The organism is Mesorhizobium sp. M0751 (assembly GCF_040320265.1).
Lineage (GTDB): Bacteria > Pseudomonadota > Alphaproteobacteria > Rhizobiales > Rhizobiaceae > Mesorhizobium.
The window spans coordinates 81,055-94,228 of record NZ_JAMYPH010000011.1 but is presented as its reverse complement, the minus strand read 5'-3'; the positions used below and the strand labels follow the sequence as shown (position 1 = coordinate 94,228).

At 64.1% G+C, this 13,174-nt stretch carries 13 protein-coding genes, 1 other RNA gene and 1 riboswitch; of the genes, 5 read left to right on the top strand and 9 right to left on the bottom strand.

Translation table 11 applies throughout. From position 1 onward, the window contains the following. Positions 1 to 27 precede the first annotated feature (27 nt). The 6 genes from NKI19_RS18275 to NKI19_RS18250 all read right to left on the bottom strand — a co-directional run bounded on the left by NKI19_RS18275 (position 28) and on the right by NKI19_RS18250 (position 4,658). Positions 28 to 1,854 carry a DNA polymerase III subunit gamma/tau gene (locus tag NKI19_RS18275; RefSeq protein WP_352566264.1) on the bottom strand — a complete coding sequence of 609 codons (1,827 nt, stop codon included), beginning with the start codon at positions 1,852 to 1,854 and terminating at the stop codon, positions 28 to 30. A 103-nt stretch (positions 1,855 to 1,957) separates the two neighbouring features. After that, an RNA gene (ffs, locus tag NKI19_RS18270) (signal recognition particle sRNA small type) lies at positions 1,958 to 2,054 on the bottom strand. A 487-nt stretch (positions 2,055 to 2,541) separates the two neighbouring features. Beyond that, the gene (gene cobO, locus NKI19_RS18265; protein WP_352493405.1) at positions 2,542 to 3,174 is read right to left on the bottom strand and encodes a cob(I)yrinic acid a,c-diamide adenosyltransferase; all 633 of its coding nucleotides are present in this window, start codon (positions 3,172 to 3,174) and stop codon (positions 2,542 to 2,544) included. Between the two features lies 1 nt (position 3,175). Then, positions 3,176 to 3,697 (bottom strand): bifunctional adenosylcobinamide kinase/adenosylcobinamide-phosphate guanylyltransferase, encoded by a 522-nt coding sequence (gene cobU / locus NKI19_RS18260; RefSeq protein ID WP_352493406.1) that lies wholly within the window; start codon positions 3,695 to 3,697, stop codon positions 3,176 to 3,178. Beyond that, positions 3,690 to 4,463 (bottom strand): CbtA family protein, encoded by a 774-nt coding sequence (locus tag NKI19_RS18255; protein WP_352493407.1) that lies wholly within the window; start codon positions 4,461 to 4,463, stop codon positions 3,690 to 3,692. Before NKI19_RS18255 ends, cobU begins: the two co-directional genes overlap by 8 nt. Before the next feature lie 15 nt (positions 4,464 to 4,478). Next, the gene (locus NKI19_RS18250) at positions 4,479 to 4,658 is read right to left on the bottom strand and encodes a CbtB domain-containing protein (protein ID WP_292663404.1); all 180 of its coding nucleotides are present in this window, start codon (positions 4,656 to 4,658) and stop codon (positions 4,479 to 4,481) included. Positions 4,659 to 4,694: 36 nt separating this feature from the next. Then, positions 4,695 to 4,891: riboswitch (cobalamin riboswitch) on the bottom strand. Positions 4,892 to 5,030: 139 nt separating this feature from the next. Here NKI19_RS18250 and NKI19_RS18245 point away from each other — a divergent pair. Further along, entirely contained in the window at positions 5,031 to 6,224 is a 1,194-nt protein-coding gene (locus NKI19_RS18245; RefSeq protein WP_352493408.1) for an aromatic ring-hydroxylating oxygenase subunit alpha, read from the top strand. Here NKI19_RS18245 and NKI19_RS18240 read toward each other — a convergent pair. Beyond that, positions 6,203 to 7,402, bottom strand: coding sequence for an MFS transporter (locus tag NKI19_RS18240; protein WP_352493409.1), 1,200 nt, complete (start codon positions 7,400 to 7,402; stop codon positions 6,203 to 6,205). The two genes, NKI19_RS18245 and NKI19_RS18240, sit on opposite strands and share 22 nt — an antisense overlap. 246 nt (positions 7,403 to 7,648) lie before the next feature. Between NKI19_RS18240 and NKI19_RS18235 the strand changes: the two genes are divergently transcribed. Next, on the top strand, positions 7,649 to 8,647 hold the full coding sequence (locus NKI19_RS18235; protein ID WP_352493410.1) for a heparan-alpha-glucosaminide N-acetyltransferase: 999 nt from the start codon (positions 7,649 to 7,651) through the stop codon (positions 8,645 to 8,647). Between the two features lie 16 nt (positions 8,648 to 8,663). After that, positions 8,664 to 9,170, top strand: coding sequence for a methyltransferase family protein (locus NKI19_RS18230; protein WP_352454650.1), 507 nt, complete (start codon positions 8,664 to 8,666; stop codon positions 9,168 to 9,170). 19 nt (positions 9,171 to 9,189) lie between these two features. On the opposite strand, the gene NKI19_RS18225 is transcribed toward NKI19_RS18230, so the two are convergent. Together NKI19_RS18225 and mgtE are read right to left on the bottom strand one after the other, a co-directional pair. Then, the gene (locus tag NKI19_RS18225; RefSeq protein ID WP_023676566.1) at positions 9,190 to 9,576 is read right to left on the bottom strand and encodes a MerR family transcriptional regulator; all 387 of its coding nucleotides are present in this window, start codon (positions 9,574 to 9,576) and stop codon (positions 9,190 to 9,192) included. A 139-nt stretch (positions 9,577 to 9,715) separates the two neighbouring features. Then, positions 9,716 to 11,134: a magnesium transporter gene (gene mgtE / locus NKI19_RS18220; RefSeq protein WP_352567561.1), complete on the bottom strand. Its 1,419-nt coding sequence runs from the start codon at positions 11,132 to 11,134 to the stop codon at positions 9,716 to 9,718. A 437-nt stretch (positions 11,135 to 11,571) separates the two neighbouring features. Between mgtE and NKI19_RS18215 the strand changes: the two genes are divergently transcribed. Both NKI19_RS18215 and NKI19_RS18210 read left to right on the top strand, forming a co-directional pair. Beyond that, complete coding sequence (locus NKI19_RS18215) at positions 11,572 to 12,411, top strand: hypothetical protein (RefSeq protein WP_352493413.1); 840 nt, start codon at positions 11,572 to 11,574, stop codon at positions 12,409 to 12,411. Between the two features lie 200 nt (positions 12,412 to 12,611). Beyond that, positions 12,612 to 13,130: a CAP domain-containing protein gene (locus NKI19_RS18210; protein ID WP_352567562.1), complete on the top strand. Its 519-nt coding sequence runs from the start codon at positions 12,612 to 12,614 to the stop codon at positions 13,128 to 13,130. Positions 13,131 to 13,174: the final 44 nt, after the last annotated feature.

Sequence of the window (13,174 nt, the reverse complement as noted above, 5' to 3'; positions counted from 1 at the left end):
GGTCCTTTGCAGTTGGTGCTGGTTGTTTCAGGTTTCGTCGTCGTCGGCCGGCGGCTCGACCGGCACTTCGGCCTCGGCCGCATCGGCTTCCGGCGCGTCGGGAATGCGTACGTCGATGATCTTGGCGCCGGGAAAGCGCGCCAGGATGGCGGCGACCGTCGGGTCGCTCTTGGCATCGAGGAAGGCGTTTTCGCGCTTCGTCGATTCCATCTCGGCCAGCGTCTGGCCGCCCTCCTCCTTCGACAGCGACACCAGCCAGTTGCGACCGGTCCAGGCGCGCAGCTTGGCGGTCAAATCATTGAGCAGCATCTTCGGCGCATCGTCGGTCAGGCTGACGTCGATACGGGCGGGCTCGATGCGCACAAGGCGCACGCAACGCTTCACCAGCACCTTGAAGGCCATGTCGCGCTGGGCGTCGGCAAGGGCGACAATGTCGGCCAGCGATTTCACCGGCACCGGCGGCGCCTCGACCACTGGCTCCGGCGGAGCAACGAAGTCGGTCGGCACGGGCTCGGCCTCGACCAGGCGCATCGTCTGCGCGCCGCCATTGGCCGTCGGCATCCGCGTCTGTGCCACGGCGCCGGCACCACCGCTTGCAGGCGCATGGCTCGCGGGGCCGGGGCTTGCCGGCGCGCCATTCGCGCGCGGCGCGGCGCCCGGCAGCGAAACGCCGTTCTCCAGCGATTTCAGCGCCTCATCCAGGGTCGGCAGGTCGGCGGCATGGGCCAGCCGGATCAGCACCATCTCGGCGGCGCTGACCGGGCGGTTGGAGGTCTGCACCTCGGGAATGCCTTTCAAGAGCATCTGCCATGTCCGCGACAGCACCTTGACCGACAGCGTGCTGGCGAAATCGGCGCCGCGCCGGCGCTCGTCCTCGGACAGCGAGGCGTCGTCGATGGCAGCCGGCACGAAACGCAGACGGGTGACCAGATGGTTGAACTCGGCAAGGTCGGTCAGCACCGCGGCAGGATCGGCGCCGGTATCGTACTGGGCACGGAATTCGGCAAGCGCGGCGGCGACGTCGCCCTTCATGACATGTTCAAACAGGTCGACGATGCGGGCACGGTCGGCCAGGCCGAGCATGGCACGCACCGCTTCGGCGCTGACCGCGCCGCCGCCATGGGCGATCGCCTGGTCGAGGATCGACTGCGCATCGCGCATCGAGCCTTCGGCAGCGCGCGCGATCATCGCCAGCGCATCGTCTTCGACTTCGATGCCCTCCAGACCGGCTATCCTGGCAAGGTCGGCCTTGATCATCGCCGCATCGATGCGCCTGAGGTCGAAACGCTGGCAGCGCGACAGGACGGTGATCGGCACCTTGCGGATTTCGGTGGTGGCGAAGATGAACTTGACGTGCGGCGGCGGCTCTTCCAGCGTCTTCAGCAAGCCGTTGAAGGCCTGGTTGGAAAGCATGTGCACTTCGTCGATGATGTAGACCTTGTAGCGCGCCGACACCGGGGCGTAGCGCACGCGCTCGATGATGTCCCTGATGTCGTCGATGCCGGTATGCGAGGCGGCGTCCATCTCGATGACGTCGACATGGCGGCCTTCCATGATCGCCTGGCAATGCTCGCCGAGCACGGCAAGGTCGACGGACGGCTGGTCGACGGTCGGTGTTTTGTAGTTCAGCGCCCGCGCGAGGATGCGCGCGGTCGTCGTCTTGCCGACGCCGCGCACGCCGGTCAGCATCCAGGCCTGGGCGATGCGGCCGGTGGCAAAGGCATTGGTCAACGTGCGGACCATCGGCTCCTGGCCGATCAGCTCGGAGAAATTCGACGGCCGGTATTTGCGCGCTAGCACCCGATAGGCGGCAGGCTTGTCCAATTTCCCGGCCTCGTTTTCGGCTTCGCTCATTCGCCCGTTAAGCTCCAAGGGCTGCCACTGGAGGCGGCCGATTCCTGCGCATAGTTTCGCCCGCACGGCTTGGCGCCGTCAATGTCGAGCAAAAGGCGAAGAGGTGGGAGGCTGGAACAATGACCCGTTCCGGGCTCGTTAGGGCTGCTTCCTTCCGGACCTGACCCGGTTGGCGAGTGGACCGTCCACCACCAACCTCCCAGCCTCCATATCGGCAATCCGGCGATGAAATGCAAGTGCGGATGATGGGGGTCTTAAGCGACGGCGACAGCTGAAACCAAAAACCCGCCTCTGCGGGCGGGTCGTTGGGGCGAATAATCACCATAGCGAAATTAGTAGCATAGCTGCCGGCACAAAGCAAGAACAAAATGTGGCTGCGGTCGGAGAAAATCGCGGATATGCCCCTTGTGAAAGGAGCCGGCCGGCAGGCCAGAGGGCGCGCGAGAATCGTGGCTTCATTCCAGCTTGGGTTCCTCGCCCCACGAAAGTGGGGAGAGGTGGCTCGGCGAAGCCGAGACGGAGAGGGGACTGCGCCCTACGAAGGCCCCCTCTCCGGCCGCTGCGCGGCCACCTCTCCCCCGCTTCGCGGCGGGCGAGGAACCCAGGTCTTGAGAGGTCGAGGGCAACCTCGGCAAGCGTCATCCGAGTTGGATCTTCCTCTGAACGTTCTGCCCGATCGCCAAACCCTCAGAACTCGATCCCCTGCTGCGCCTTCACGCCGGCGGAGAAGTGGTGCTTGGTCACGCCCATCTCGGTGACCAGATCGGCCGCCTCGACCAATGCCGGCTTGGCGTTGCGGCCGGTGACGACGACATGCAGGCCTTCGCGACGAGCCTTCAGCGCCGCGACCACCTTTTCGAGATCGAGATAGTCGTAACGCAGGGCGATGTTCAGCTCGTCGAGCACCACGAGGCTGATCGACGGGTCGGCCATCAACTCGAGCGCCTTCGCCCAGGCGGCCTCGGCCGCCGCGATGTCGCGCTTCAGGTCTTGCGTCTCCCAGGTAAAACCCTCGCCCATGGCGTGCCAGACGACACGATCGCCAAAACTAGCAAACGCGTCTTTCTCGCCGGTGTGCCATTTGCCCTTGATGAACTGGACGACGCCGACGCGCTTGCCATAGCCGAGCATTCTGAGCGCCAGCCCGAAGGCGGCCGTGGTCTTGCCCTTGCCCGGCCCGGTGTTGACGATCAGCAGCCCCTTCTCGACCGTCTTGGCCGCGACCTCGGCGTCCTGCACCGCCTTGCGCTTGGCCATCTTGGCGCGGTGGCGTTCCTCGTCCCCCTGTTCAATGGTCTTGGGATCGATAGCATCAGCCATGTCATTTCACCTTGAGCGGCAGCCCCGCCACCATCAAAAGCACTGTGTCCGCGACGGCCGCGACGTCCTGATTCAGCCGGCCGGCGGCGTCGCGAAACCGTCTTGCCAGCGCATTCTCCGGCACGATGCCCTGGCCGACCTCGTTGGACACCACGAACCACGGCCCACGCGGCCGCGACAGCACATCGGCCAGCCCTCGGCATTCGGCCTCGACATCATGTTCGGCCAGCATATGGTTGGTCAGCCACAGCGTCAGGCAGTCGATCAGCGCCGGCTGGCCGTCAGGCAGCGCCTCGATCGCGCCGGCAAGGTCGAGCGGCGCATCGATGGTCGTCCAGCCCTCGCCTCGCCGCGACCGATGTAGCGCGATACGCTGGCGCATCTCGTCGTCATAGGCTTGCGCCGTGGCGATATAGCGCCAAGGCGGCGGACGGGCCGTTACCAGCCTCTCGGCATACGCGCTCTTGCCGGAGCGCGCACCGCCGATGACCAGGGTCAATGCCCCGGCAGCGCGGTCAGGCAAAGCTGTCGCGCAGGCTGGTCGCCGTGCCGGTGAAGCGGCCGCGCACCACGCCGACGACCGCGCCGAGCACCAGCCAGAACACCAGATTGGTCAGCGTCACCGCCACCACGAACTGGTGGTGCAGGCCTTCTGGGATCGTCGTCTCGAAACTGTCGGGCTGCGGCGCGCCGACGATATGCGGCGCAACGATCAACGCCACCGCAAGAACCACCAGCGGCAGCGATCTGCGGAAGACGATAAGGCCGAGACCGGCCGCGGTCGCCACCACTGTTGCCCACCACCATATCTGGCGTTGGACAAGGTCGCCCGCCGGCATCGCCGGCAGTTCCGGCGGCAGGCCGAGGCCCGGCGCCAGCGTGAACACGGCAAAGCCGGCCAAGCCCCAGAACAGGCCCTGGCGCCAATTGCCGATGCCGCCGGCGAATTCCGAAACCGCAACCAGGACCAGCGCAAAGCCGATGCCGGTGACGATATTGGCAACGACGCTGAAGCCGAAGCGTTCGAAACCGTCGGCCGGCGCCCAGCTTTCCTCTTCCGCCGGAGCCATTGCTTCAGCCGGTGCCGGCGCGGCGCTGCTCATGGCCGTCGTGCCCGCGGCGTTCTCGGCCGGTGCCGCGGCATGGTCATGGCCGCCGCCGGCCTGTTCGTAGACTTCCGCCTTCAGGATGAGCGGCACCGTGGCATAGGCTTGCATGCAGGCGAGAGCCACGCCGGCCACAAGCCCTGCGATCGCCGCGATGAACACGACGTTGCGAAACAGTGTCATGATGTCAGCCCCTTGTTAGTGGCAGGGAAAGCCCATCGAATGGCGATAGTCGTGCGCGGCATTGTGGACCGCATCGATATGCGAGAAGCCGACAAAGCCCATGACGAAAATGCCGAGGAATGCAGCAAGCGCCAGCTGCATGAAACGCGACTGCGAGGAGGCGGAAGCGCCGAGCGAGACGGAAGCGGTATTCATGTCTTGTCCTTTCGCCCTCCACCCGAGGGCATAGAAGTCAGTTTCCTGTCGCCGGCAGGTCTCCTGGCTCGCGGATCAGCGCCCTTCCCCACCTTCCCGAAGGCGAACCCTCAGTGGCATATGGAGAGGACTACCGCACACAGTTGCGGGGGCAGCCACGGCATTGGGCAAACAACTTGCCCTCACCGCATTCCCTCTTGGTTCCAAACGGAACCGACGACATCAGCGACTATAGGCAGAATCGCCGCGCCCGGCAAACCAAATTCCGCCGGATCGTGTAGCGAATGCGCCGCCTCGCCAAGCTGGCCGGCCGGCGCCGCGATTGACAATTTTCGCGGCCGGTGTCGGCTGGCGGATGGGGAGGAAGCCGGCATGCAACCCAGCCCGAACGAGCGCGGTCCCTACAACGGCCTGACGCGGGCCGAGCCGACGCTGCCGTCATCGGCCTATTGGGACATCGCGGCCTATCAGAACGATCTCGAGGCCATCTGGTATCGCAACTGGCTGCTCGTCTGCCGCGAGGCCGACCTTGCCCAGCCGCTGGCTTTCAGGACGTTCCACATCGGCACGCAGGAGGTCGTCGTGCTGCGCGACGAGACCGGCGAATTGCGCGCCTTCCACAACACCTGCCGGCATCGTGGCTCGCAGCTTTGCCAGCAGAGCGAAGGCCGGCTGAAGGTGCGGCTCATCACCTGCCCCTACCACGCCTGGTCCTATTCGCTGCGCGGCGATCTGGTGCGCGTGCCGTCGAAATCGCTGCCTGAAGGTTTCGACAAGGCCGATCATCCGCTCTACCGCGTCGCGCTGTCGGTGTGGCGCGGGTTCGTCTTCGTCAACCTCGCCGAAGACGCTGCCGGTTCGGCTGAAACATCCTTCGATCCGGCATCCGGCAACCTCGCCAACTGGCCGTTGGAAACGCTGCTGAGCGGCCATGTCCTGCGCAAGGTTATGAACTGCAACTGGAAAATCTTTTGGGAAAACTTCAACGAGTGCCTGCACTGCCCCGGCGTCCACAAGGACCTGTCGCGGCTGGTGCCGATCTATGGCCGCGGCCTGATGGGCCGGCACGACGACCCCGAATGGGCGCGCCACGCCGACAATGACGCACCGGAATTTGCCGGCGGCTTGCGGGCCGGGGCCGAAACCTGGTCGCGCGACAGGCGCGTCCACGGCTCGGTCTTTTCCGGCCTGACGCCGGCCGAGCGTGCCGCCGGGCAGACCTATGCCACCAGCCTGCCGTCGATGTTCGTCGTCGGCCATGTCGACTATGTCAGGACCGTGCGGCTGGTGCCACTTGGGCCGGAGCAGACCGAACTCACTGCCGAATGGCTTTTTTCGCCCGAAGCGCTCGCCGATCCGGCCGCCGATATCGACAACATCGTCGCCTTCGGCACCCAGGTGCTGGAGGAGGACGCTGATATCTGCGAGGTCAACCAGAAGGGCCTCCGCTCGATGCGCCACAAGGCCGGCGTGCTGATGCCGGAGGAATATGATCAGCACCGCTTCCACAATTGGGTGCGCGAGCGCCATGCGGCGCTCGAAAATCAAAGCGATTTGGGCAGATAGCGCCAGGTGACGAAGCCGCAGATCGCCGCCAGCAGGCCGAGCGTCGCGAAAACCGCGCCCAGTCCGAAAAACGCCAGCACCACCGAGTAGACCAGCGGCGGCGTCAGCTCGGAAAAGTCGAGATAGGTGCGGTAGACCGCCGCCATCTGTGCCCGCTCATACGAGCGCACCGAGCGCATGAAGGCAGTCGAGCCCAGCGCATCGAGCGCGATGGTGAAGAAGGCACCGCAAAGCAGCAACCCGCCGGTGACGAGCGGTGCGGCCTCGCCGACGGCGCCGGCCGCCAGCAGCGTTGCCGACATCGCGAAATAGGCGAACGTCATGGTGCGCCGGCCGCCGAAACGCTTTCCTGCCCTGCCCCAGAAGATGGCCATGAACAAAAGCGCATTGCCGGCCGAAACCAAGAGGCCGCCGGCGAGCTTGCCCTCGCCGGTGATCACCATGAACAGCGGCCCATAGACGAAGAAAGTCGTCCAGAAGCAGGAGCGGCCGAAGGCGATCAGCCAGGCCAGCCTCAGCCTTGGCTGCGCGACGAAGCGGCCGATATTGGCCAGCGGATTGACCGGCCGCGTCTTGCCGGGGCGGATCGACGGGTTGTCGCCAAGCCGGTAAGTCCAGAACAGCGCCAGCAAGGCCATGGCGAAGACGGCCACCGCGCCATGCGCGGCATAGATGCCGAAACGCGTGTAGAGGAAAATGCCGAGGGTCGGCCCGGCGGTCCAGGCAAGCATCGACCACGCCATGCGCAGCGACTCGGCCTGCATGAAATCGGTCTTGCGGATATGATCCATGATGTAGAGGTTGAGCGTGATCGCCAGCGCGCCGGCGCCGACGACGCGGCAGAGCATGCCGACCACCTGGCCGGCCAGCGTATGGGTGACGAAGAACAGCGAGCCGGCGGCCAGCAGGCAGGCGCCGGCGGTATAGACCCAGCGCCGGGCAAAGCGGGCGATCAGCATCGGCATGAACAGCGTCGCCGACAGGCCGAGCATCGCCACGATCGTGTAGAGGATCGAAACGATCTGCTCGTTGTGCAGGATCTCGTAGGCCTGGATCGGGATGACGCTGGATACGGTGGCGCGCGCGAAGGATTCGACCGCATAAAGCGAGGCGAAGGTGCGGGCATCCGCCGGCCGCAAGGCCGCGAGCCAGATCGGATGGCGCACATGGGTAGCCATTGCTTTTCCCGAAGCCGAATCGCCTGAAGCAGTGTTTGGAGCACAAATCTGCCGCGGCGATTCCTTGCCGGGTAACAGGAAACCGACGCCTTCACGGCAAAAAGCGAAGCCGGCCAAAGGCTTTCCGGCTCTGGCCTAAAGCAGCCCTGATGCTGGCCGGCGCCAACGTGACGCAAGGCCCTGCTTCTTTTGACGGTGGCAACCGTGATAGTCGTCTTGCCGGGGCTGAACCAAGACAGCGAGACCATGAGCACCGACACGCCGACCGCCTCCGTTCAGGATCAACCGAAGTCGAAGCGCATCGCCGCCATCGACATTGCACGCGGCATCGCATTGCTTGCCATGGCGAGCTATCATTTCACCTGGGACCTCGAATTTTTCGGCTACACCGATCCCGGCCTCACCGCCTTCGGCTGGTGGAAAATCTATGCGCGCTGCATCGCCTCGAGCTTCCTGTTCCTGGTCGGCATCAGCCTCTATCTCGCCCATGGCAAAAAAATCCGCTGGACCGGCTTCTGGAAGCGCTTCGCCATGGTTGCCGGGGCAGCGCTCGCAATATCGCTGGTCACCCGCATCGCCACGCCCGACGGCTTCATCTTCTTCGGCATATTGCACGAGATCGCCCTCGCCAGCCTGCTCGGCCTGGCGTTCCTACGGTTGCCGGCGCTGCTGACGCTTGCCGTGGCGGCCCTCGTCATTGCCGCGCCTTTCTACCTGCGATCCGAGCTTTTCGATCATCCAGCTTTATGGTGGGTCGGCCTGTCGGCGACCAACCCGCGCTCCAACGACTACGTTCCATTGCTGCCCTGGTTCGGCGCCGTACTTGCCGGCATCGCGGTTACCAAGCTCGCCTCCACCTCCGGCGTGCTGACGCGGCTGTCGGCCCTGACGCCCGGCCGCTGGGCAAATCCGCTGGTCTTCATCGGCCGGCACAGCCTTGCCTTCTATTTGATCCATCAGCCGGTGCTGATCGGCTCGGTCTGCCTGCTTTCGCAATTCATGCCGGCGCAGGCCGAAACCAGGGAGGTGAGTTTTCTGAAATCCTGCCAGATATCCTGCGAGCAGGCACGCGACACCAAGTTCTGCTCCAGCTATTGTGCCTGCATGCTGGACACTCTCCAGGGCGAAGCCTCGCTTGACCGGCTCTACAGCAACGACCAGTCCCCGGAGTGGAAGGCGCATATTGGCGAGCTCGCCGGAACCTGCACCGCCCAAATCGAGGCGGCGGAACCGGGAACGCGCTAATCGAGGGAGGACAATAATGAGCGACAGTCACCCGAAACCCGTGCAGCAAAATCCTGGGCAGCCGAAGCTGGGGCACATCCCATGGCCGCCGCTGATCTATATCGCCGCCATCATCGTCAGCGTCGCGCTGGGGCTGTTCTATCCGCTGCCGTGGATCGGCGATCTTCTCGGCGACATCCTGTTCGCCGCCGGCCTTGTGGGGTTGGTGGCGGTTGCCGCGCTCTGGTTCACGGCAATCCGCACCATGATCCGCGCCAAGACGACGCTCAACCCGAACGGCGTGCCTGACCATCTGGTGACCACCGGACCCTTCGCCGTCAGCCGCAACCCGATCTACCTCGCCAACACATTGCTGCTGGTCAGCCTCGCCTTTGTCACTGGGATCGCCTGGTTCCTGCCGCTGGCGGTCATCGCGGCGTTCCTGACGCAGAAGCTGACGATCGAGAGCGAGGAGAAGGTGCTGACGGCCAAATTCGGCAAGAAGTACCGGGACTACGCCAAAAGGGTGCGGCGCTGGATTTGAGCCGGGGCTGACACCGCGCTTATGTGGTGACGCCGAGTTCCACCAGCCGCTCGACGCAGGATTCCTCGGCCTGGTCGAGCTCGGCCAGGGTCTCTTCGAGGTCGCGGCGTTTTTGGCGCAAATCCTCGCGCTTTTCCTCGATGCGCTTGATCATCAGCTTGAGCTGGCCGACCTCGCCGGGCGGCTCCCTGTACATCTGGATGATCTCGCGGATCTCGTTGATCGAGAAGCCGAGCCTTTTTCCCCGCATGATCTGGCGGATGAGATGCCGGTCCGACGGGCGGAACAGCCGGGTGCGGCCGCGCCTTACCGGCTGCACCAGCCCTTCGTCCTCGTAGAAGCGCAACGTCCGCGTCGACACGTCGAATTCGCGGGTCAGCTCCGTGATCGAATAATATTCCCGCATCGTCACTCCAATGCCCCGGCCACGCCGCAAGTTCCAACTGGCCGGCGCCCAAGGCGCCCAGGCGCGCACCAGAATCGGCGGACAAGGCACCTTCCAAAGCCTCGCACGACATTTACGTAAAAGTCAATTGAGGTGCCGTTCAGCTTACGCCGAACCACCATGTGGCGAGCCCGAGAAAGGCAAAGAAACCGACGACATCGGTGACCGTGGTGACGAAAACCGCCGAAGCCACGGCCGGGTCGATCTTGAAGCGGTCGAGCAGCAGCGGGATAAGGATGCCCGCCAGAGCCGCCACGAACATGTTGATGATCATTGCAGCCGCAATGATGCCGCCGAGATTGCGATCGTGGAACCAGGCAGCAGCCACGAGGCCGATCAGGATGGCAAAGATGATGCCGTTGATGAAGCCCACCCCGATTTCGCGGCGGATGATGCGGCCGGCATTGTAGATGTCGAGGTCCCGGGTCGCCAGCGCCCGCACCGTGACCGTCATGGTCTGCGAGCCGGCATTGCCGCCCATGCCGGCGACGATCGGCATCAGCACCGCCAGCGCCACGATATGCTCGATGGTGCGGTCGAACAGGCCGATCACCGAGGCCGCCAGGAAAGCCGTCAAAAGATTGACCAGCAGCCAGGGCACGCGCGAGCGCGAGGTCGAAAAGATGCTGTCCGAGAGTTCTTCGTCGCCGACGCCGCCCATGCGCAGCAGATCTTCCTCGGCCTCCTGCTGGATGACGTCGACGACGTCGTCGATGGTCAGCACGCCGACCAGCCGCTCGTTCTCGTCGACGACGGCAGCCGACAGAAGATCGTATTGTTCGAATTCGCGCGCCGCCTCCTCCTGGTCCATGGTGGCCGGGATGGCATGCCTGGTCTCATGCATGACCTCTTCGACCTTGACCGAGCGCTTGGTACGCAGGATCTGGTCGAGGTCGATAGCGCCGAGCAGCTTGAAGCTCGGATCGATGACGAAGATCTGGCTGAAACGGTCAGGAAGATTGTTGTCCTCGCGCATGTAGTCAATGGTCTGGCCGATCGTCCAGAAGGGCGGCACCGCGACGAACTCCGTCTGCATGCGGCGGCCGGCGGTCTCTTCGGGATAATCGAGCGAGCGCCGCAGCCTGATCCGCTCGGTGAACGGCAGCTGCGACAGGATCTCGTCCTGGTCCTCCTGGTCGAGGTCTTCGAGAATGTAGACGGCATCGTCGGAATCGAGATCCTGCACACCTTGAGCGATCTGCGCATTGGGCAGACTGTCGACGATGTCGCGGCGGATCGCCTCGTCAACCTCGGTCAGCGCAGAAAAGTCGAAATCCTTGCCCAGCAATTCGACCAGCGCGCGCCGCTGTTCCGGGTGCAGGGCCTCGAGCAGGTGACCGAGTTCCGACTGGTGCAGATCGTCGACTTCACGCTTCAGCGTCAGTGTATCGCGATCGGCGATCGCGGCACCGATCTGGGCGAGGAACGACGACAGGATGACGCCGTCCTCGTCATAGATGTCGGCGCGGCGCTCCTCGGCCGCCCTGGCGCCGGTCATATGTTCGTCCTGGCCTTCCACCAGCGCCTCCAGCCATCGGATTTCCGGATAAGGTGCCTGTCAGGTCTAGACCATGATCCTGAAAAGTGGAAACCGGTTTTCCGAAAAGATCTTGGTCGAACACAAAGATGGAGCGGCGGCATAATTCGCTTGAGAATCGGCCTCTCTGTGCGCAACGGACGGATATCGGACCACCTTGCGAGCTGCCGGTTGCCCAAGGTTGATAAGTATCTCTATAATTATCGCTAATAAATGGAGGGTGTTTATGGGGAAATATCTGTTTACCAGCCTCACTCATGCGCAATATGAATTATGAATGGAGATGAGGCCTGCCGTGGCGCTCACATTTTCGCCGTGTCGCCAAGGCAGGTAACGCTCGTTCAATGACGCTGCGCAGGGCGGTTGGGCTTCTGGTCTGACGCCGCCGGCAGAAGTGTCGATATCAGGGGATCTGGTCAATGACCGACAACAAGCCAGACGTTACCAAGGATTGGCAAGCGACGCAGGGCCAGAAGTCCTCCGCCACGCGTCTTCGCCTCTTCGCCGCACTCTCGTGGATCGTCGCCATTGGCGGCGAGATCTACGGGATTATGCTGCTTCGCCAGAACAAGTTCGACCAGGGACACCTGCCGCTGATCATCGGCCTTCTGGTCGGCATCGCGATTTTCGCAATCGCCGGCAACTTGCTGTGGAAGGCGGCCAACAGGCACGATCCGGCCCGCGCATCCGACGCGGCCAGGTTCTTCTTCCAAAACCAGCTCGGCGCAATCATCACGCTGATTGCCTTCCTCCCACTGGTTTTCCTGATCCTCACCGACAAAAACATGGATCCGCGGACCAAGAAGATTGCCGGCGGCGTCGGCGCTGCGCTGGCTGTGCTCGCGACGGTTACGGGGATCAGTTTCAAACCCCCGTCGGTCGAACAGTACACTCAGGATATGAACACGTGCGCAGCCCAGATCAAGTCGGGGCAGCCGACCACCGCCTGTTCGCCCGATGTCGCCGCTCAGGCGCAGGCGATCGCGGCGGACACGGCCGCGGTGGCGGCGGCGACGCGGGACGCGAGCCACCCCGCCGGTCAGGATGTCGTTTACTGGATCGCGCCCGAAAACGGAGCCGCGAAGTCCGCCGAGCCGCATGTTTTCCACCTCTGCGCAGGCGTGAGTCCGCTGAAGGACAAGACCGTGAATAGTGGCTCCGTGACGGAGGCCTATGCACAGAACGCCATTCGCATCACGAAGCAGATCGATATGGAACAGAAGCAGTGCGGGTTCACCGCCGCAACCAGCCCCAACTGAACCCGCCTGCGCTCGATCGCGTCCAACTGTTGGTCTTGTCGAGAGGGACGGCGCGCAAGCGCAGGCTCAGTATTGACTCGCCGAAGCAACGCTAAATACCGGGATCGCCCGGCTGGCCATTATTGTCCAACTGCAAACTTATCCGCAGCGGTTAGTCCCCTGCCCGGCAAAAGCCATGATCGCGGTTATGTCAGGCGGGCATGACCGTTACGAAAATCGAAAATCATGAGGCCCAACCTGGCCTAAACAGGCGCGTGCTGCTCAGAGCTGCCGGTCTTGGCGCCCTTGCCGGGCTCACCGCCTGCGCAACCGCAGTGCTGCCTACCGGCGAAGGCGCCGGTGTCTCTGCCTCCGCCGCCGGCACACTGGCCGGCATCCGCGCTTCGGCGGGTCTCGGGCCGCTTGTCGCCGATGCGCAGCTCGAGCAGGCGGCGCTCCAGCAGGCCGGCTACATGGCGCGCGGCGGCCGCATGAACCACACCACCGGCTGGGGCAAGGACTTTGCCTCGCGCGTCAAAGACAATGGCATTGCCGGCGCGGCCGCCGAAAACATCGCCGAAGGCCGCTTCGACCAGCAGAAGCTGTTCGATATCTGGGTGCATTCGCCAGGCCACCGCCGCAACATGCTCGACCCGCGCTTCACCCGCTTCGGCCTCGCCTATGTAAGCGACGGCCGCGACAGCACACTTCGCTACTGGTGCCTTGTGCTCGGCAGATAACTTCCGCCATGTGGTCGGCGGAAGCCTGTCGGGCGACCGATCCG

What these genes read in the sequence shown, in the direction of transcription:
- NKI19_RS18275 (WP_352566264.1), bottom strand. Translation starts at nt 1,854, where the DNA reads ATGAGCGAAGCCGAAAACGAGGCCGGGAAATTGGACAAGCCTGCCGCC.
- NKI19_RS18210 (WP_352567562.1), top strand. Translation starts at nt 12,612, where the DNA reads ATGACCGTTACGAAAATCGAAAATCATGAGGCCCAACCTGGCCTAAAC.
- NKI19_RS18225 (WP_023676566.1), bottom strand. Translation starts at nt 9,576, where the DNA reads ATGCGGGAATATTATTCGATCACGGAGCTGACCCGCGAATTCGACGTG.
- NKI19_RS18255 (WP_352493407.1), bottom strand. Translation starts at nt 4,463, where the DNA reads ATGACACTGTTTCGCAACGTCGTGTTCATCGCGGCGATCGCAGGGCTT.
- NKI19_RS18240 (WP_352493409.1), bottom strand. Translation starts at nt 7,402, where the DNA reads ATGGCTACCCATGTGCGCCATCCGATCTGGCTCGCGGCCTTGCGGCCG.
- NKI19_RS18245 (WP_352493408.1), top strand. Translation starts at nt 5,031, where the DNA reads ATGCAACCCAGCCCGAACGAGCGCGGTCCCTACAACGGCCTGACGCGG.
- cobO (WP_352493405.1), bottom strand. Translation starts at nt 3,174, where the DNA reads ATGGCTGATGCTATCGATCCCAAGACCATTGAACAGGGGGACGAGGAA.
- NKI19_RS18215 (WP_352493413.1), top strand. Translation starts at nt 11,572, where the DNA reads ATGACCGACAACAAGCCAGACGTTACCAAGGATTGGCAAGCGACGCAG.
- NKI19_RS18230 (WP_352454650.1), top strand. Translation starts at nt 8,664, where the DNA reads ATGAGCGACAGTCACCCGAAACCCGTGCAGCAAAATCCTGGGCAGCCG.
- NKI19_RS18235 (WP_352493410.1), top strand. Translation starts at nt 7,649, where the DNA reads ATGAGCACCGACACGCCGACCGCCTCCGTTCAGGATCAACCGAAGTCG.
- NKI19_RS18250 (WP_292663404.1), bottom strand. Translation starts at nt 4,658, where the DNA reads ATGAATACCGCTTCCGTCTCGCTCGGCGCTTCCGCCTCCTCGCAGTCG.